At 73.1% G+C, this 18676-nt stretch carries 15 protein-coding genes; 9 read left to right on the top strand and 6 right to left on the bottom strand.

From position 1 onward, the window contains the following. Positions 1-153: 153 nt before the first annotated feature. Positions 154-978 carry a maleylpyruvate isomerase family mycothiol-dependent enzyme gene (locus tag ACNJ93_RS16260; protein WP_418958125.1) on the top strand — a complete coding sequence of 275 codons (825 nt, stop codon included), beginning with the start codon at positions 154-156 and terminating at the stop codon, positions 976-978. 49 nt (positions 979-1027) lie between these two features. On the opposite strand, the gene ACNJ93_RS16255 is transcribed toward ACNJ93_RS16260, so the two are convergent. The 5 genes from ACNJ93_RS16255 to pdhA all read right to left on the bottom strand — a co-directional run bounded on the left by ACNJ93_RS16255 (position 1028) and on the right by pdhA (position 6730). Then, complete coding sequence (locus ACNJ93_RS16255) at positions 1028-2329, bottom strand: MFS transporter (RefSeq protein WP_418958124.1); 1302 nt, start codon at positions 2327-2329, stop codon at positions 1028-1030. Then, entirely contained in the window at positions 2326-2988 is a 663-nt protein-coding gene (locus ACNJ93_RS16250) for a GntR family transcriptional regulator (protein WP_418958123.1), read from the bottom strand. Before ACNJ93_RS16250 ends, ACNJ93_RS16255 begins: the two co-directional genes overlap by 4 nt. A gap of 144 nt (positions 2989-3132) precedes the next feature. Next, on the bottom strand, positions 3133-4539 hold the full coding sequence (locus ACNJ93_RS16245) for a dihydrolipoamide acetyltransferase family protein (protein ID WP_418961427.1): 1407 nt from the start codon (positions 4537-4539) through the stop codon (positions 3133-3135). 32 nt (positions 4540-4571) lie between these two features. Next, entirely contained in the window at positions 4572-5552 is a 981-nt protein-coding gene (locus ACNJ93_RS16240) for an alpha-ketoacid dehydrogenase subunit beta (protein WP_418958122.1), read from the bottom strand. Positions 5553-5554: 2 nt separating this feature from the next. Next, entirely contained in the window at positions 5555-6730 is a 1176-nt protein-coding gene (gene pdhA, locus ACNJ93_RS16235; RefSeq protein ID WP_418958121.1) for a pyruvate dehydrogenase (acetyl-transferring) E1 component subunit alpha, read from the bottom strand. A 315-nt stretch (positions 6731-7045) separates the two neighbouring features. Here pdhA and ACNJ93_RS16230 point away from each other — a divergent pair, with 315 nt between their 5' ends. The 3 genes from ACNJ93_RS16230 to ACNJ93_RS16220 all read left to right on the top strand — a co-directional run bounded on the left by ACNJ93_RS16230 (position 7046) and on the right by ACNJ93_RS16220 (position 9522). Then, a complete protein-coding gene (locus ACNJ93_RS16230) occupies positions 7046-7702 on the top strand; it encodes a response regulator (RefSeq protein ID WP_418958120.1) in 657 nt (218 codons plus the stop codon). 233 nt (positions 7703-7935) lie between these two features. Next, positions 7936-8406, top strand: a complete 471-nt coding sequence (locus ACNJ93_RS16225) for a pyridoxamine 5'-phosphate oxidase family protein (protein WP_418958119.1) — start codon at positions 7936-7938, stop codon at positions 8404-8406. Between the two features lie 78 nt (positions 8407-8484). Next, positions 8485-9522 carry a phosphotransferase gene (locus tag ACNJ93_RS16220; protein WP_418961426.1) on the top strand — a complete coding sequence of 346 codons (1038 nt, stop codon included), beginning with the start codon at positions 8485-8487 and terminating at the stop codon, positions 9520-9522. 42 nt (positions 9523-9564) lie between these two features. Here the strand turns inward: ACNJ93_RS16220 and ACNJ93_RS16215 are convergent, their stop codons facing one another. Continuing rightward, positions 9565-11187, bottom strand: coding sequence for a protein kinase domain-containing protein (locus ACNJ93_RS16215; RefSeq protein WP_418958118.1), 1623 nt, complete (start codon positions 11185-11187; stop codon positions 9565-9567). A 281-nt stretch (positions 11188-11468) separates the two neighbouring features. Here ACNJ93_RS16215 and ACNJ93_RS16210 point away from each other — a divergent pair, with 281 nt between their 5' ends. The 5 genes from ACNJ93_RS16210 to ACNJ93_RS16190 all read left to right on the top strand — a co-directional run bounded on the left by ACNJ93_RS16210 (position 11469) and on the right by ACNJ93_RS16190 (position 18600). Beyond that, the gene (locus tag ACNJ93_RS16210; protein WP_418958117.1) at positions 11469-13073 is read left to right on the top strand and encodes a protein kinase domain-containing protein; all 1605 of its coding nucleotides are present in this window, start codon (positions 11469-11471) and stop codon (positions 13071-13073) included. A 91-nt stretch (positions 13074-13164) separates the two neighbouring features. After that, positions 13165-13950 (top strand): hypothetical protein, encoded by a 786-nt coding sequence (locus tag ACNJ93_RS16205; protein WP_418958116.1) that lies wholly within the window; start codon positions 13165-13167, stop codon positions 13948-13950. 108 nt (positions 13951-14058) lie between these two features. After that, entirely contained in the window at positions 14059-14706 is a 648-nt protein-coding gene (locus ACNJ93_RS16200) for a PadR family transcriptional regulator (protein ID WP_418958115.1), read from the top strand. Between the two features lie 265 nt (positions 14707-14971). After that, positions 14972-15724, top strand: coding sequence for an ABC transporter ATP-binding protein (locus ACNJ93_RS16195; protein ID WP_418958114.1), 753 nt, complete (start codon positions 14972-14974; stop codon positions 15722-15724). After that, complete coding sequence (locus ACNJ93_RS16190) at positions 15721-18600, top strand: FtsX-like permease family protein (protein WP_418958113.1); 2880 nt, start codon at positions 15721-15723, stop codon at positions 18598-18600. Before ACNJ93_RS16195 ends, ACNJ93_RS16190 begins: the two co-directional genes overlap by 4 nt. The last annotated feature ends 76 nt before the right edge of the window (positions 18601-18676 follow it).

Raw genomic sequence — 18676 nt, 5'->3', positions numbered from 1 at the left:
ACCACCGTCCTGGCATTCGAGCCGTCAACACGGGCCTACGATCGTCACACGAAAGCACTGCCGGGGTGCCTTCGGGCAGCGTAACTTAGCGTCCGAACCTCCCACGCCGACTTGTTTTCAGCCCGCGCACCAGCAGAACCGCCGAGGGGTCCCGTGACCGTCCATCCCAGCCTTCAGACCTACGCCGACGCCTGGACCCACTCCATCGAAGCGATATCCGAGCTGGTGCAGCCGCTCGTGGAAGGCGAATGGAACCGGGCGACGCCCTGCCCGGGCTGGTCGGTGCGCGACATCGTGTCCCATGTCATCGGCATGGAGTGCGAGATGCTCGGCGACCCGCGGCCCATCCACAGCCTGCCGCGCGATCTCTACCACGTGCGCAGCGACTTCGCGCGCTACATGGAGATGCAGGTCGACGTGCGCCGGCACCACACCGCGCCGGAGATGACGGCCGAGCTGGAGTACGTGCTGATCCGCCGGGCCCGTCAGCTGCGCAACGAGAACCGCTCGCCCGACCACAAGGTGCGGGCCCCGCTCGGCGCGGAGCAGACCCTGGAACTGGCGTACCGGATGCGCGCCTTCGACGTCTGGGTGCACGAGCAGGACCTGCGGCTCACGCTGAACCAGCCGGGCAACCTGGACTCGCCGGGCGCGCTGGTGACCCGCGACGTGCTCCTGGAGGCGCTGCCGAAGGTGGTCGCGAAGGACGCGGGCGCGCCGACGAGTTCGGCGGTCGTGTTCGACGTGAGCGGTCCGGTGGAGTTCCTGCGGACGGTGCGGGTGGACGCGGACGGCCGCGGTTCGGTGGACGGCGCGCCGTCGCTGGGGCCGGCGGTCACGCTCGCGCTGGACTGGGAGACGTACGTGCGGCTGGCCTGCGGCCGGGTGCGGCCGGCGGCGGTCGCGGACCGGATCAAGGTCGAGGGCGACGCGGCGCTGGCGCAGGCGATCCTGGACAACTTCGCGGTCACCCCGTGACGGCGGGGCGGACTCCGCCCCGCCCTCGGGTCCCCCAGGGACGCCGGCGTCACACCGGGACGTGCACCGCCTCGACGCGGCTGGCGACCAGCCGTTCGCGTTCCCGGCGCGCGGTCCGGCCGCGCAGCCGCAGGATCTGGACGAGGCCCAGGGCCTGCAGCACGAACACGGACGCGAACGCGATCCGGTAGTCGTCGCCGGTCGCGTCGAGCAGGACGCCCACGGCCAGGAGCGTCGTCATCGAGGCGACGAAACCGCCCATGTTGACGATTCCGGAGGCGGTGCCCTGACGCTCGGGCGGGTTGGCCGGGCGGGCGAAGTCGAAGCCGATCATCGACGCGGGCCCGCAGGCCCCGAGCACCACGCACAGCGTGACCAGGAGCCACATCGGGGCCCGGTCGCCGGGGTACAGGAGCGTGGCGCCCCACAGCAGCGCGGTCGCGGCGACGGTGCCGAGCGCGAGCGGGGCGCGGGCGCTGTGGTGCCGGGCGATGATCTGCCCGTACGCGAGGCCCACGCCCATGTTGGACAGCACGACGAGGGTGAGCAGTTCGCCGGCGGTGCCGCGGGACAGCCCCTGGTCCTCGACGAGGAACGGCAGCCCCCACAGCAACAGGAAGACCATCGCGGGGAACTGCGTGGTGAAGTGCACCCACATGCCGAGCCGGGTGCCCGGCTCGCGCCAGGACTCGGCGATCTGCCGGCGGACGAAGGCGGCGCCCGCGTGCGTGGCCGGGGCCGGCTCGTGTCCCTCGGGGTGGTCCTTCAGGAAGAGCAGGAGCAGCACGAGCACCAGCACACCGGCCATCGCGCTGCCGGCGAAGGTGGTCGTCCAGCCCAGGCCGTGCAGGAGCCGGGAGATCACGATGGTGGAGACGAGGTTGCCGGCCATCCCGAAGAGCGCGGCGACCTGGGCGATCAGCGGGCCGCGGCGGGCGGGGAACCAGCGGGAGCCGAGGCGCAGCACGCTGATGAAGGTCATCGCGTCGCCGCAGCCGAGCAGCGCGCGGGCGGCGAGCGCCATCCCGTACGAGGGGGAGAGCGCGAAGCCGAGCTGCCCTGCGGTGAACAGGACCACGCCGAGCGTGAGGACCTTCTTGGTGCCGAGCCGGTCGACCATGAGGCCGACGGGTATCTGCATGCCCGCGTAGACCAGCAGCTGCAGGATCGAGAAGGTGGACAGCGCGGAGGCGTTGACGTCGAAGCGGTCGGCGGCGTCGAGTCCGGCGACGCCCAGCGAGGTGCGGAAGATGACGGCGACGAAGTACACCGCGACGCCGACGCCCCAGACGAGGGCGGCGCGCCGGCCGCCGGGCGGGTCGCCGGGCAGGGCGGCGGAGGAGCCGCTCACCTGTCCTCACCCCGCACCAGCACCTTGACCCAGCTCAGGTGCCGGCGCACGCACTGGGCGGCGCCCTCGGCGTCCTCGGCCTCGATCCGTTCGAGGATCTCGGCGTGCTCGGCGATGTTCTTGGCGATGCGGTCGGGGTGGGACTGCATGACGGCCACGCCCATCCGCAGCTGGCGGTCCCGGAGCTGGTCGTAGAGGCGGGCGAGGATCTGGTTGCCGGCGTGCTGGACGATCTCGGCGTGGAAGCAGCGGTCGGTGACGGCCACCTCGGCGAGGTCGCCGGCCTCGGCGCGCCGCTTCTGCTCCTCCAGGAGCTCCTTGAGCCGGGCGATCAGCGCGGGCGGGGCGGGGACGGCGCGGCGGACCGCGAACTCCTCGACGAGCAGCCGGGTCTCGACGACGTCGCGGATCTCCTGAGCGGAGACCGCGAGCACGAGGGCGCCTTTCTTGGGGTAGAGCTTGAGCAGCCCCTCCATCTCCAGCTTCAGCAGCGCCTCGCGCACGGGGGTGCGGGAGACCCCCACGGCCTCGGCCAGTTCGCCCTCGGTGAGCAGGGTCCCGCCCTCGTAGCGGCGGTCGAGCACGGCCTGTTTGACATGCGTGTAGACCCGGTCGGCGGCGGGTGGCCGCCTGACGGGGCCGGCGGGCGCTGATGGCATGCGCACAGCATAGATACAAGCAGTGTTCAACAAACAGGCCCGTCCGCATGACGGACGGGCCTGTTCTCACGACTGGGCCTGTTCTCACGAACAGGCCCGTCTCAGGGACGGGCCTGTTTCACGTGAAACGTGGCGAGCCGGGCATCACGCCCAGGTCATCAGGCGCTTCGGCTGCTCCAGGACGGCGGCGATGTCGGCCAGGAACTTGGAGCCGAGCTCGCCGTCGATCAGGCGGTGGTCGAAGGACAGCGCCAGCGTCGTGACGTGACGCGGCTTCACCTTCCCCTTGTGGACCCAGGGCTGGAGCCTGATCGCGCCGACCGCGAGGATCGCGGACTCGCCCGGGTTGATGATCGGGGTGCCGGTGTCGACGCCGAAGACGCCGACGTTGGTGATGGTGAAGGTGCCGCCCTGCATGGCCGCCGGGGTCGTCTTGCCCTCGCGGGCCGTGGCGACCAGCTCGCTCAGGGAGCCGGACAGCTCGGCCAGGGTCTTGGCCTGCGCGTCCTTGATGTTCGGCACGATCAGACCCCGCGGGGTGGCCGCGGCGATGCCCAGGTTCACGTAGTGCTTGAGCACGATCTCCTGGTTCGCCTCGTCCCAGGCCGCGTTGACCTCCGGGTTGCGCTTGATGGCGACCAGGACGGCCTTGGCGATGAGCAGCAGCGGGTTGACCCGCAGACCGGCCATGTCCGGGTTGGCCTTGAGCTCGTCGACCAGCTTCATCGTGCGCGTGATGTCGAAGGTGATGAACTCGGTGACGTGCGGCGCGGTGAAGGCCGAGCCGACCATCGCCGCCGCCGTCGCCTTGCGCACGCCCTTGATCGGGACCCGGGTCTCCCGAGCACCCGGCTCCACGGCCGGCGCCGCGACCACGGGGGCCGGAGCCGGGGCGGCGGGCGCCGCGGTCTCCACCGCGGGGGCGGCGGGGGCCTCAGCCGGAGCGGCGGCCTTGTGCACGTCCTCGCGGGTGATGATGCCGTCCGGGCCGGTCGGGACGACCGTGGCCAGGTCGACGCCGAGGTCCTTCGCCAGCTTGCGCACCGGCGGCTTGGCCAGCGGGCGCGCGAGGGTGGCCGTACCGGCGGCGGCGTGGCCGTTCGCGCCGCCGTGGCCGTTCAGCTCGCCCTGGATCGCGGCGGCGGCCTGGGCGGGCACACCGGCGTCCTTGCGCGCGCGGCGCTTGGTGGAGCTGGCGGCGACGCCGTAGCCGACGAGGACCGGCTGGCGGCCCTCCGGCTCGGCCTCGGCGGCCGGCTCGGCGGGGGCCTGCGCCGGGACCGGCTCGGCGGGCGCGGCGGCCTGCTCGGGGGCCTCGGCGGGCGCGGCGCCGCCGACGTTCACCGAGATGATGACCTCGCCGACGTCCACCGTGGTGCCCTCGGGGAAGCGCAGCTCGTGCACGGTGCCGTCGAACGGGATCGGCAGCTCGACGGCCGCCTTCGCCGTCTCGACCTCGCAGACGACCTGGCCGTCGGTGACCGTGTCACCGGGCTGGACGTACCACTTGAGGATCTCGGCCTCGGTGAGGCCCTCGCCCACGTCGGGCATCTTGAATTCGCGGATGGTCACGGGGGCTCTCCTCAGTACGCCAGCGAGCGGTCGACGGCGTCGAGCACCCGGTCCAGGCCCGGCAGGTACTCCTCCTCCAGGCGCGCCGGCGGGTACGGCGCGTGGTAGCCGCCGACCCGCAGGACCGGGGCCTCCAGGTGGTAGAAGCAGCGCTCGGTGATCCGGGCGGCGATCTCCGCGCCGGAGCCGAAGAACACCGGGGCCTCGTGGACGACGACCAGCCGGCCGGTCTTCTCGACCGACGCCTGGATGGTGTCGAAGTCGATCGGGGAGATCGAGCGCAGGTCCACGACCTCGACCGACTTGCCCTCCTCGGCGGCGGCCGCGGCGGCCTCCAGGCAGGTCTTCACCATCGGGCCGTACGCGGCGAGGGTGAGGTCCGTGCCCTCGCGGGCGACGCGGGCCTTGTGCAGCTCGCCGGGGATGGCCTCGGTGTCGACCTCGCCCTTGTCCCAGTAGCGGCGCTTGGGCTCGAAGAAGATGACCGGGTCGTCGCTCTGGATCGCCTGCTGGAGCATCCAGTACGCGTCGGAGGGGGTCGCCGGGGTGACGACCTTGAGGCCCGCGACGTGCGCGAAGAGCGCCTCGGGGGACTCGGAGTGGTGCTCGACGGCGCCGATGCCGCCGCCGTACGGGATGCGGATGACGACCGGCATCTTGACCGTGCCGAGCGAGCGGGCCCGCATCTTGGCCAGCTGGGTGACGATCTGGTCGTACGCCGGGAAGACGAAGCCGTCGAACTGGATCTCCACGACCGGCCGGTAGCCGCGCAGCGCGAGACCGATGGCGGTGCCGACGATGCCGGACTCGGCGAGCGGGGTGTCGACGACCCGGTCCTCGCCGAAGTCCTTCTGCAGGCCGTCGGTGATCCGGAAGACACCGCCGAGCTTGCCGACGTCCAGGCCCATGATGACGACCTTCGGGTCGGTCTCCAGGGCCTTGCGGAGCGACTCGTTGAGCGCCTTCGCGAGGGGAAGCTTCTGCACAGCCATGATTACTCGGCCTCTCCGCCCGCGAAGGACGCCTGGTAGGCGGCGAACTGCGCGCGCTCCTCGTCGACGAGCGCGTGCCCGTCCGCGTACACGTTGTCGAAGATCGCCATGTGCTCCGGGACGGGCATGGCGCGGACGACCTCGCGGACGTGCTTGCCGAGCGCCTCGCTCTCCGCCTCGAGCTCCTCGAAGAAGGCCGCGTCGGCGTGGCCCTCGTTCACCATGTACGTCTTCAGGCGCTGGATCGGGTCCTTCGCCTCCCACGCCTCGCGCTCCGCGTCCCGGCGGTAGCGGGTGGGGTCGTCGGAGGTGGTGTGGGCCGCCATCCGGTAGGTGAACGCCTCGACGAACGTCGGGCCCTCGCCGCGGCGGGCGCGCTCCAGGGCCGAGCGGGTGACCGCCAGGCAGGCGAGGACGTCGTTGCCGTCCACGCGAACGCCGGGGAAGCCGAAGCCGCGGGCGCGCTGGTACAGCGGGACGCGGGTCTGCCGCTCGATGGGCTCGGAGATGGCCCACTGGTTGTTCTGGCAGAAGAACACGACCGGGGCGTTGTAGACCGCGGAGAACACGAACGACTCGTTGACGTCGCCCTGGCTGGAGGCGCCGTCGCCGAAGTACGCGAGCACGGCGGAGTCCGCGCCGTCCTTGGCGATGCCCATGGCGTAGCCGGTGGCGTGCAGGGTCTGCGAGCCGAGGACGATCGTGTACAGGTGGAAGTTGTTGCTGTTGGGGTCCCAGCCGCCGTTGTTCACGCCGCGGAACATGCCCAGCAGGTTCGTGGGGTCGACCCCGCGGCACCAGGCGACACCGTGCTCGCGGTAGGTCGGGAAGACGTAGTCGTCGTCGCGCAGGGCGCGGCCCGAGCCGATCTGCGCGGCCTCCTGGCCGAGCAGCGAGGCCCACAGGCCCAGCTCGCCCTGCCGCTGCAGCGCGGTGGCCTCGGCGTCGAAGCGGCGGGTCAGGACCATGTCCCGGTAGAGCCCGCGCAGCTCCTCGGCGCTCAGGTCGATGTCGTACTCGGGGTGCTGGACGCGCTCCCCTTCGGGCGTCAGCAGCTGAACGAGCTCGGGCTCGGCGTTCTGCTCGGCCTGAGCCTTCTTCGCGCTCGCGCTGGTGGTGCGCTTGGTGCCGCTGCTGCGTCGCGTCGTCTTGCGCGCGGCAGTGCTTTCCACGGTCACGTGCGTGCTCCTCCGTCGGTCCGGCCCCCGGGTTCGCCGGGCAAGGCCAGTGCGGCTCGCCTTATCCGTGCCCGCGCACGGGGTGGGTGCGACGCGGCCGGGGTCGGGCGTGACAGGTGCCCCGGCGAGCGCCCTGTCATAGGCACGTTACCCAGAGTCCCGCATTACTGCGAAACCCCATTTGACCTGCGATTTTGCTTGGATTTCCAAGTAAATCGAGAAATCACTGGTAACAGCCTTGCAGGCCGCCGGAACACGGGCACGTTATCCCGCGCACCCCGGGCGCGGGAAGAGCCAATATGTGAGACTGGGCCCGTGCCCGAAGAAGGAAAAATCACGGTATTTCTGCTGGATGACCACGAAGTCGTCCGGCGCGGCGTCCACGAGCTGCTGTCCGGGGAATCCGACATCGAGGTGGTCGGCGAGGCCGGTACCGCCGAGGACGCGCTGGTCAGGATCCCTGCGACGCGCCCCGACGTGGCCGTGCTCGACGTGCGGCTGCCGGACGGCAGCGGCGTGGAGGTCTGCCGCGAGGTCCGCTCGCGGGACGAGTCCGTCAAATGTCTGATGCTCACCTCGTACGCCGACGACGAGGCCCTCTTCGACGCGATCATGGCCGGTGCCTCCGGGTACGTCCTCAAGGCCATCCGCGGCAGCGAGCTGCTCACGGCGGTCCGGGAGGTCGCGGCCGGCAAGTCGCTGCTCGACCCGGTGGCCACCGCCCGGGTCCTGGAGCGGCTGCGCGACGGCGGCGCGAAGCGCGACGACAAGCTGGCCGGCCTGACCGACCAGGAGCGGCGGATCCTCGACCTGATCGGCGAGGGGCTGACGAACCGGGCCATCGGCGAGCGGCTGCACCTCGCCGAGAAGACCATCAAGAACTACGTCTCCAGCCTGCTGTCCAAGCTGGGCATGGAGCGCCGCTCCCAGGCCGCCGCGTACGTGGCCCGACTGCAGGCCGAGCGGGGCTGAGGGGGCGGGCGGGCCACGGGCGGGCGGCTTCGGGCCGTCGTCCCCGGCGGCGGTACGGGCCGTCGCGGCAGGCGGTTCGGGCCGGCGGCCGCGGGCCGTCACGACCACCGGTTCCGGCCGGGGTACGGGCCGTCGCGGCCACCGTTTCCGGCCGGCGGTTCGGGACCTAAGTCCCGGAGAACCGGGGCGGCGGCCCCTTATGCCGGCCCCCCGGGCGGCGCAGAGTGGAGAACATGCCCTCCGACGCCTCCGCCGACGACCGGCACGCCCCCGACGCGCGACCCGCTCCCCCGTCCGCCGACGAGCAGCGGCGCGCCATCGAGCTGCTGGCCCGGGTGGCCTACGGCCGGGTCGCCACCAGCATGCGGGCGCTGCCCTTCGTCGCCCCCGCCCGGCACGTCGTCGACGACGGCCGGCCCCTGCTGCGGCTGCACCGCTGCCTCGGCTACCACGAGGCCTGCGACGGCAGCGTCGTCGCGTACGAGGCGGACAACCTCGGCTCCGGCGCCCGCGACGCCTGGTCCGTGCAGTTCACCGGCACCGCGTCGCTGGTCGACCCCACCCCCGCCCAGCTCGCCGCCTTCGGGCCGCCTCCGATGTCCGCGGACGGCGATCCCGAGGAGACGGTCTACCTCCGGATCGAACCCCGGTTCGCGACCGTGCACCGGCTCTCCGAAGAGCGACGGAACCACCACTCCGGGTGATCTAACATCTGACGGGTGCCGCGCTCATCTGCAACACTGGCTCCGCCCTCCGCACCACTGGCTCCGCCCTCCGCACCACTGGCTCCGCCCTCCGCACCACTCGCTCCGCCCTCCGCACCACCGGCTCCGCCCGTCGGCGCGCTCCTGCGGCGCTACCGCGAGGCCGGCGAACCGCTCTCCTGCGTCCCCGTCACCCAAGGACTGCTCAACCGCGGCTACCGCCTCGCCACCACGCGCGGCGCGTACTTCCTCAAGCAGCACGTCGACGCCCCCACCGCCGACCGCGCCACCATCACCCGCCAGCACCAGGCCACCCAGCGGCTGCACGCCCTCGGCCTGCCCGTCGCCCCGCCGCTCGCCGACTCCGCCGGCCGCACCGTCGCCGTCGTCGACGGCCACTGCTACGCCCTGCACCCCTGGGTCGAGGGCCGGCACCGCGACGGCGCCCAGCTCACCGCCTCCGGCTCGCACCGCCTCGGCGCCCTGCTCGGCCACGTCCACACCTGCCTGGCCCAGGTGATGGAGACCCCGCCGCCCGGCGGCGCGTACGAGAGCGCCGACCCCGAGCGCACCGTCCGGGTCGTCGACGACCTGCTCCGGCTCGCCCGCGCCCACCGGCCCCGCGACGGCTTCGACGAACTCGCCGAACACCGGCTCACCGAACGCCGCGCCCTGCTCGCCGAGCACGCCCACCGCCGGCCACCGCCCGCCTCGGCGGGCGGCTGGGTGCACGGCGACTTCCACCCGCTGAACCTGCTCTACCGGGGCGCGAAACCGGCCGCGATCGTCGACTGGGACCGGCTCGGCGTGCAGCCGCGGGCCGAGGAGGCGGTCCGGGCCGCCGCGATCTTCTTCGTCGGCCCCACCGGCCGCCTCCCGCTGGCGAAGGTCCGGGCGTACGCGCGGGCGTACCGGCGGGCCGCCGGCGCCGACGCGGCCGAACTCGCCGCGGCGGTGCACCGGGTGTGGTGGGAGCGGCTCAACGACTTCTGGATACTGCGCTGGCGCTACCAGCTGCACGACCGAAGGGCCGACCCGCAGTTCCCCGCGGTGTCGGCCCTGGCGGTGTGGTGGACGAAGGAGTACGAGGCGGTGCGCGACGCGTTCACGGGGTGACGCGCCCGCCGGCTCACCGGGTGACGGCGTGCCAGGAGCCCATCACGGCGTCGTCCCGCCCGAGTTGGTCTCCCCGCCGTCGGACTGGCCTCCGTCGTTGCCCGTCGACGTGCCCTGGTCGGTGCCGGGGTCGGTGTCGCCGCCGTTGTCCCCGCCGTCGGTGGGCTGCCCGGTGTTCGTCGGCTGGCCCGTCGGCTCGCCCGTACCGCCCTGGTCGGCGCTGCCCTCGGACGTTCCCGTCCCGTCGGTGGGGGACGGCTCGCCGGTCGGCGAGGGCGTCCAGCTGGGCTTCGGCGGCGGCACGTACGTCGGGGAGTTCCAGTTGCCCTGGTCGCCGCCCGTGGAGTCGTCCGGCTCGCCCGTGTCCTGGCTCTGGTCGTCCGACGGCGAGGGGGAGTTCTGCGGCGTGGACGGGGCGGTGGTGGCCGGCGGGTTCTCCGTCTTGGTGCCGTTGCTGTCGTTCGCCTTGTCGATCGCGTACACCACGCCCGCCACGATCGCGATCAGTGCGAACGCGACGAACAGCAGCACCTTGCCGCGCCCGCCGCCGTTCCCGCCGTGCGGGCCGTAGCCGCCGGTGTCGTACCCGCCGACGCCGCCGTCGTCCGGGTTCATCGGCGGCAGGATCGGGCGCTGCGAGGTGGTGCCGTGCACCGGGTGGCCGAGCGCGGCCGTGGGCGCCGTGCCACCGCTGGGGGTGTGCGGGCCCTCGTGCATCGCGACCGGGCCGGTGTTCCACCCGCCCGAGTGACCGCCCTGCTGCTCGAGCATCTGCAGGGCGTACTGGACCAGTCCGCGCATCTCCTCGGCGCTCTGGAACCGGTCGTCCGGGTCCTTCGCGAGGGAGCGCATGACCAGGCCGTCGAGCTCCGGCGGCGCCCCGTCGGCGACCTCGGACGGCGGGATCGGCGCGTCCTGGACGTGCTGGTAGACCACCGACAGCGGCGTCTCGCCGGTGAACGGGGGCCGCGAGGCGAGGAGTTCGTAGAGCAGGCAGCCCGTGGCGTACAGGTCGGAGCGGTGGTCGACGGCCTTGCCGAGCGCCTGCTCCGGGGACAGGTACTGCGGCGTGCCCATGACCATGCCGGTCTGCGTCATCGTCGTGGACGCGCCGTGCAGGGCGCGGGCGATGCCGAAGTCCATCACCTTCACCGCCCCGTTGTGGGTGATGATGACGTTGGCCGGCTTGATGTCGCGGTGCACGATGCCGTGCTGGTGCGAGTACGCCAGCGCCTCCAGGACGCCGGAGACGATGATCAGCGCCTGCTCGGGACCGGGCGCCTCGGCGCTGATCAGCAGGTCGCGGATGGTGCGGCCCTCGACCAGCTCCATGACGATGTACGGCACGGACTGGCCGCCGACGAAGTCCTCGCCGGAGTCGTACACGGCGACGATCGCATGGTGGTTGAGGCCCGCGACGGACTGTGCCTCGCGCGTGAACCGGGCCTTGGAGACCGGGTCCTCGGCGAGGTCGGCGCGGAGCAGCTTGACGGCGACCGTGCGGCCGAGACGGACGTCCTCCGCCGCGAACACCTCGGCCATGCCGCCTCGTCCGAGACGGTGCGTCAGCCGGTAGCGGCCGTCACCGACCAGACCGCCGACGCCCCATGACTCCGCGGCGGCGTCCGGCACTCCGTTGCCGCCTGCTTCGGGTTCGGGTGCCATCAGTCCTCGCCGTCGTGTGTTGCCGTGTGTCGCCGTGACGTTCTCTGTCCCGTCACGCTACAGGCTTCCTCGGACACCTCGGTCCGAGATGGACCGGCCATCCAACCGCTTTCGCATACACCGATGCAAATTCGGTGCCGTTCCGGTAACGCTTCCGAGACGCTTCTTGTGCTGAGTGTCACGGAACGGGCACCCGGCTTGACGTGTCCGAGCCCTCGGGCAGACTTGGCCAGTAAATTCCGGATCATCGCGCGCCGCGCGCGTACGGGGGAGATCAGACAATGAGCCAGGACGGCGCACAGGGCCGCTACGCGGGCGGTTCGGTAGCGGGCGGCCGTTACCAGCTCCGCGATCTGCTCGGCGAGGGCGGGATGGCGTCGGTCTACCTGGCGTACGACTCCGCCCTGGACCGCCAGGTCGCCATCAAGACCCTTCACACGGAACTCGGTCGCGAACAGTCGTTCCGCGAGCGGTTCCGGCGCGAGGCCCAGGCTGTGGCGAAGTTGTCGCACACCAACATCGTCTCCGTCTTCGACACCGGCGAGGACTCCCTCGACGGCGCGCTCATGCCGTACATCGTCATGGAGTACGTGGAGGGCCAGCCGCTCGGCTCGGTGCTCGCCGCGGACGTCCGGCAGTACGGTGCGATGCCCGCCGACAAGGCGCTGAAGGTCACCGCGGACGTGCTCGCCGCGCTGGAGACCAGCCACGAGATGGGCCTGGTCCACCGCGACATCAAGCCCGGCAACGTGATGATGACCAAGCGCGGCGTGGTCAAGGTGATGGACTTCGGCATCGCCCGCGCGATGCAGTCCGGCGTCACCTCCATGACGCAGACCGGCATGGTCGTCGGCACCCCGCAGTACCTCTCCCCCGAGCAGGCGCTCGGGCGCGGCGTGGACGCCCGCTCGGACCTGTATTCGGTCGGCATCATGCTCTTCCAGCTGCTGACGGGCCGGCTGCCGTTCGACGCGGACTCGCCGCTGGCGATCGCGTACGCGCACGTGCAGGAGGAGCCGGTCGCGCCGTCCTCCATCAACCGCTCCGTGACCCCGGCGATGGACGCGCTCGTCGCGCGGGCGCTGAAGAAGAACCCGAACGAGCGCTTCCCGAGCGCCGCCGCCATGCGCGACGAGTGCCTGCGGGTGCTGTCGGCGGGGCAGACCGGCGCGCCGGTGATCGTCGCGGGCGGCCCGGTGGCCAGCGGCTCGGGCGTGGGCTCCGCGGTGTTCCCGCCGGTCGGCCAGCAGACCCCGGCGCCGCAGAGCGTGCAGCAGCCGTACCAGGCCCCGCACACCCCGCAGCCCGGCCCGTACGGCCCCCCGACGCCCGCCCCCTCCTACGGCTACCCGCAGCAGGCCGCGACCCCGGCCCCGTCGTACCCGACCCCGCAGCCCTACACGACGGCCCCGACCCCGGCCCCCACCACGACCGGCGGCGACAAGAAGAACCTGCCGGTCATCGTCGGCGCGATCGCGGTGGCCCTGGTCGCCATCGGCGGCGTGATCACCGCCATCCAGCTCAGCGGCGACGACGACCCCGGCACCACCGGCGGCTCCACAGGCGCCCAGAGCGCCCCACCGGTCCCGGGGCACAAGGGTCCGGACCTGAGCAAGACGATCGACAAGAAGGAATGCACGGAGCCGAACGAGTCGAGCGACGACCCCGAGAAGATCGAGCTGCCCGACTTCCGCTACAAGAACATCCTGTCGGTGAAGGCCTGTGTGCAGGCCGCCGGCTGGAAGATCATGAAGCAGCTGGACTACCAGGAGAACGCGTACGGCGAGGGCACGGTCATGAGCCAGTTCCCGCCCGCCGGCAGCGAGGTGAAGGACGACGAGGTCGAGCTGACGCTCGAGATCTCCACCGGCAACCCGCAGCAGTAGTCCGGACGGTTTGTCCGGGATGCCGGGTGCGGCCCGTCATGTGACGCTGAGTTGAACGACTCGGCGGCTCGGTACGGGAGGGGGACACCCGGTGACTCCAGCACTCCGCAGGGCGCGGACCTGGGCGGTCTGCGGGCCCGTGGCGGCCGGTGCGCTGCTGATGACGGGCCTCGCGCCGACCGCGTACGCGGACCGGGGGCCGTACGGCGAGGGGCGCGGGCAGGCGTTCGTGCGCGGGCCGGGGTCCGGCCTCGCGCCTTGGGCGGCGGCGCACGGGCTTCGGCGAGGGTACGCGCCGGGGCCGTCGGGGGAGGCGTCGGGGCAGCCCGGTGGGGCGCACCACGGAGCGCCTGCCGCTCCCACCGTCGCGCCGCCCTTCGTCGTACCGCCGTCCGCTCCGCCCCCGGGTGCCCCGTCCGCCCTGCCGTCCGCCGGGCCGTCGGTCGGTGTGCCGTCCGTTGCGGCCTCCGGAGTCGCCGAGCCGGTCGGGCGGTCCGAGGCGGTGCAGCCGCGGCCCACGCCGACGCTGGCCGGGCGGCCCGCGGGGGAGGGGCGCGAGCGGCCGGGGCGGCCCACCGGTTCGGGCAGGCCCTCGGCCGACGGGAGCGACGCCGCGCCGAGCCCCTCGCGTACCAGAACGGCAACAGAGCCCGCGCCCGGTGAGGTCGAGCCGGAGCGCGAGGAGGTACCTGCGGAGGAGCCCGCCCCGGCGTCGTCCTCCCCCGCCGCCACGCCCGCCGCGGCCGTCCGGCTGCCCGGCCCGCACACCTCCGTCACCGTCGCCGACCAGCGGATTCCCGTACTGACGCTGGGAGTCGGGCTGGCCCTCGTGGGGCTCGGGATCGGCTTCCTCGGGGTGCGGATCCGTCGCCGCTGAGCCCGCCCGCCTCCGTCCTCCGCACCGCCGTCCTCCTTGAGTCGGACGGCGCGGTTCCGTCTCAGGTCGCTTGTGGACGGCTCGACATACTCGGTATACATACTGAGTATGTCGATCCGCCACGGGCTCCTCGCCCTTCTCGAACGCGGCCCGCGCTACGGGTCCCAGCTCCGCACGGAGTTCGAGTCCCGCACCGGCCAGACCTGGCCGCTCAACGTCGGGCAGGTCTACACGACCCTGAACCGCCTGGAGCGCGACGGACTGGTCGCGCAGGGCGGTGAGGACGACGCGGGCCACGCGCTCTGGACGATCACGGAGTCCGGCCGGGGCGAGCTGCGGACCTGGTTCGAGCGGCCCGTCGACCGGACCAGCCCGGCCCGGGACGAGCTGGCCATCAAGCTCGCCATGGCCGTCGGCGCGCCCGGCGTCGACATCCGGGCCGTCATCCAGTCGCAGCGCCGGCACACCGTGAAGGCCATGCAGGACTACACGCGGCTCAAGCGCCAGGCCGTCGAGGCCGTGGAGCGCGGCGGGACGGGGGAGCGGGACGACGTCGCGTGGCTGCTCGTCCTGGAGCAGCTGATCTTCCAGACCGAGGCCGAGGCCCGCTGGCTGGACCACTGCGAGGCGCGGCTGATCCGTCTCTCGCACGCGGAGGCGAGGGACCCGGGCCCCGGCCCGGGCTCCGAACCTCCGGACCCCGGCCCGTCGGCCACCCGCACCACCGCCGCGCCGTCCGTCCGCGGGACGGCCTGAGCACCACCACCCGCGCGCCGGGCCCACGCACGTAGGGCGCATGGCCGTAGGGCGCATGGCCGTAGGGCGCACGCCCGTACGGCCCGTCGCCGGCGGCCGTAACCCACCGCACGACTCTCCGCCGGTCCTACCGGCCCCAAGGCCCGAGGGCCGTCCCGACCAGTCGGCCCACGAGCCGTTCCGTTCCACATGGCGTCCACCGCTCCGGACGCCCCATCCGCCGCGTACGCGCCTTCGCCCGTACGCCCGAGGGGGGAACCCACCCATGTCCGCAACCACACCGGACCGCTCGGCGCAGCCCGTGCTGCAGCTGCAGAGCCTGACCCGGGTCCACGGCTCAGGAGCCACCGAGGTGCACGCCCTGCGCAGCATCGACCTCGACGTCCACGCCGGCGAACTCGTCGCCGTCATGGGCCCGTCGGGCTCCGGCAAGTCCACGCTGCTGACCCTCGCGGGCGGGCTCGACGCACCCACCTCCGGCCGGGTCCTGGTCGAAGGCCAGGACATCACCGCCGCCGACCGCAAGCAGCTCGCCGCCCTGCGCCGCCGCAGCATCGGCTACGTCTTCCAGGACTACAACCTGATCCCGGCGCTCACCGCCGCCGAGAACATCGCCCTGCCCCGCGAGCTGGACGGCGTCTCCGCGCGCAAGGCCCGCGTCGAGGCGGTCGCGGCGCTGGAGGAGATGGAGCTGGCGCACCTCGCCGACCGGTTCCCGGACGAGATGTCCGGCGGTCAGCAGCAGCGCATCGCGCTCGCCCGGGCCCTCGTCGGCGACCGCCGCCTGGTGCTGGCCGACGAGCCCACCGGCGCGCTGGACTCCGAGACCGGCGAGGCCGTGCTCGCCCTGCTGCGCAGCCGCTGCGACGCCGGCGCCGCCGGCATCCTCGTCACCCACGAGCCGCGGTTCGCCGCCTGGGCCGACCGCGTGGTCTTCCTCCGCGACGGCGCGGTCGTCGACCAGACCGTCCGCAGCGACGCCGACTCGCTCCTCAGCGGCCGGGCGGGCCGACCGTGACGCACTGGTTCCACTCCTGGCGCGCCGCGGTGCGCATCGCCCGCCGCGACGCCTGGCGCGCCAAGGGACGCAGCCTGCTCGTCCTCGCCATGATCGCCCTGCCGATCCTCGGCGTCAGCGCCGCCGACCTCACCCTGCGCAGCGCCGAGCTCTCCACCGAGGAGTCGCTGTCCCGCTCCATCGGCACCGCCGACGCCCGGCTCCGGGACTCCGGCTACGGCGGCGTGCCGATCTACCAGGACCCGCCCGGCGAAATGAGCACGCCGGTGGCCGACGAGGACGACAAGGTCTCCTCGCCGGGCCCCAAGCCCGGCGCGGCCCCGCTCGCTTCCGTCCTCCCGGCCGGCGTCACGACCCTCTCCGACAGCTCCGGCAACGCCAAGCTCACCACCGAGCACGGCCTGCTGCAGACCGAGGTCCGGGAGCTGAAGGCGGCCGACCCGATGGCCAACGGGCTGCTGACGCTGCTCGACGGCCGGTACCCACAGCGGGCGGACGAAGTCGCCGTCACCGAGCACTTCCTCGACACGAGCGGTCTGAAGGTCGGTTCGTCCGTGGGCGTGCGCGGCTTCGACCGTACGTACCGGATCGTCGGCGTGTACGAGCTGCCGGGCGAGCTGACGACGCTGCAGGTCAACGCCCTGCCGGGCGCGTTCCTCGCCCCGTACGCCAAGGCCGCCGAGAAGGCGGGCCTGCAGCCGGTCGACATCCAGGCCACCCAACTGGTCCAGGTGCCCGGTGGTTTCACGTGGAACATGGTCAAGGCGGCCAACGAGAAGGGCGTCGTGGTCATCTCGCGAGCCGTCGCGCTCGATCCGCCGGCCCGCTCCGAGGTCCCGCTCTACCAGAAGGACGGCTGGACTCCCTGGGAGCAGAGCCTGGCCGCTCAGGCCGGGGTGCTCGTCATGGTCGCCACCGTCGTCGGCCTGGCGATGCTGGAGATCTGCCTGCTGGCGGGCCCCGCGTTCGCCGTCGGCGCCCGGCGCTCGCGCCGGCAGCTCGGCCTGGTCGGCGCCAACGGCGGCGACCGGCGGCACATCCGCGCCATCGTCCTCTCCGGCGGTCTGGTCATCGGCGCGGCCGCGGCCGTCGTCGGCACCGGCCTCGGTCTGGTGCTCACCTACGCCCTGCGGCCCGTCCTCGAGGGGTACATCGGCCGCCGGTTCGGCAGCTTCGACGTCCGCCCGCTGGAGCTGCTCGGCATCGCCCTGCTCGCCGTCCTGACCGGCCTGTTCGCGGCGATCGTGCCGGCGATCACCTCCTCCCGGCAGTCCGTGCTGGCCTCGCTCACCGGCCGCCGCGGAGTGCGCCGCAGCAACCGCGTGCTGCCGCTGGTCGGCCTCGGCGCGGTCCTGCTCGGCGCGGCGATCGCCCTGTACGGGGCTGTGATCTCCGACCACTTCGCGGTCGTCGCGGGCGGCAGCGCCCTCGCCGAACTGGGCGTGGTCGCCATGACCCCGGCGCTGGTCGGCCTGTTCGGCCGCGTCGGCCGCTGGCTGCCGCTGTCACCGCGCCTCGCGCTGCGGGACGCGGTGCGCAACCGGGGCCGTACGGCCCCCGCCGTCGCCGCCGTGCTCGCTGCGGTCGCGGGCACCGTCGCCGTCGCCACGTACACGGCCAGCGACGAGAGGCAGCAGCGGGCCGAGTACACGGCGGTGCTGCCGCACGGCGCGGTCTCGGCGCTGGTCGCCGAGGAGGGCGGCCGCGACGCCCCGGCGGCCCGGGAGGCCGTACAGCGCCTGTTCCCCGTGGACGTGCGCGCCGACCTCGAACGGGTCTCCGTCGGCCGGGCCGACTGCTCGATGCACGACGGCAGCGAGGGCTGCGGCCGCTCCGAGGTGGTCGTCCCCAAGGCGAACGAGTGCCCCCTGTGGGTCTCCACGAAGGAGCACCCGGACCCGGCGCAGCGGTTCAGCCGCGAGGAGGCCCGCAAGCTCGCCAAGGACTGGCGCTGCAAGGAGTACGACGACTACGGGATCAACGTCGAGGGCGGACTGCTCGTCGCTGACGCCAAGGTCCTGAAGGTGCTCGGCATCGAGGACGCCGGCGCCGCGCAGGCGCTCGCCGCGGGCAAGGTCGTCACCTTTCGCAAGCCCATGGTCGACGCGTCCGGCAAGGTCGGCATCCGCCTGATCACCGACATCCCGGCGGCCGACGAGGCCCAGATGGAGGGCAAGGAGCCCCCGGGGCGGGTCGTGTCCCTGCCCGCGCATCTCGTGGACGACGGCCGGCGCAGCTACGGCGTGACGGCGCTCGTCAGCCCCGCGACCGCCAAGGCGGCCGGGCTGACCACGGTCCCGCTGGGCGCCCTGTTCAGCACCGAGCGGATGCCCGACTCCGAGCAGCGCCAGAAGCTCGACGCGGCACTCGCCAAGATCGGCAGCGACGTCGAACTCCATCTGGAGGAGGGCTACGTCTCGCAGAACGACATCGTGCTGCTGGCGCTCGCCGTGTTCGCGGGGCTCGTCACCATCGGCGCCGCCGGCATCGCCACCGGTCTGGCCCAGGCCGACGCCGAGGCCGATCTGAAGACGCTCGCCGCGGTCGGCGCCCCGCCCCGGGTCCGCCGCACCCTGAGCGGCTTCCAGTGCGGGGTGGTCGCCACCATGGGCGTGGTCCTGGGCTCCGCGATGGGCGTGCTACCGGCGATCGGGCTCCGGCTCACCGAGGCACGCCAGCAGCAGAAGTGGTACGAGCAGGCCTTGGAGGAGAACCCGGCGGGCGCGGCGTTCCTCGGCGATCCCCCGTACGTGCCGATCGTCATCCCGTGGGAGACCCTCGGGGCGCTCCTGGTGCTCGTCCCGCTCGGCGCGGCGGTCCTGGCCGCCCTGGTCACCCGCTCCCGCGGCGCGCTGGCCCGTCGCGCGGCGACCTGACGGCCGTCACGGGCCCGTTGCACGACTGTGCCCCCGGAGGAGGGTGGATCACCCCGCTCCGGGGGCACACCGTCTC

Source organism: Streptomyces tritici, assembly GCF_048500665.1.
In the GTDB taxonomy this organism is placed as follows: Bacteria; Actinomycetota; Actinomycetes; order Streptomycetales; family Streptomycetaceae; genus Streptomyces; species Streptomyces tritici.
This window is presented reverse-complemented; position numbering and strand designations above follow the sequence as displayed.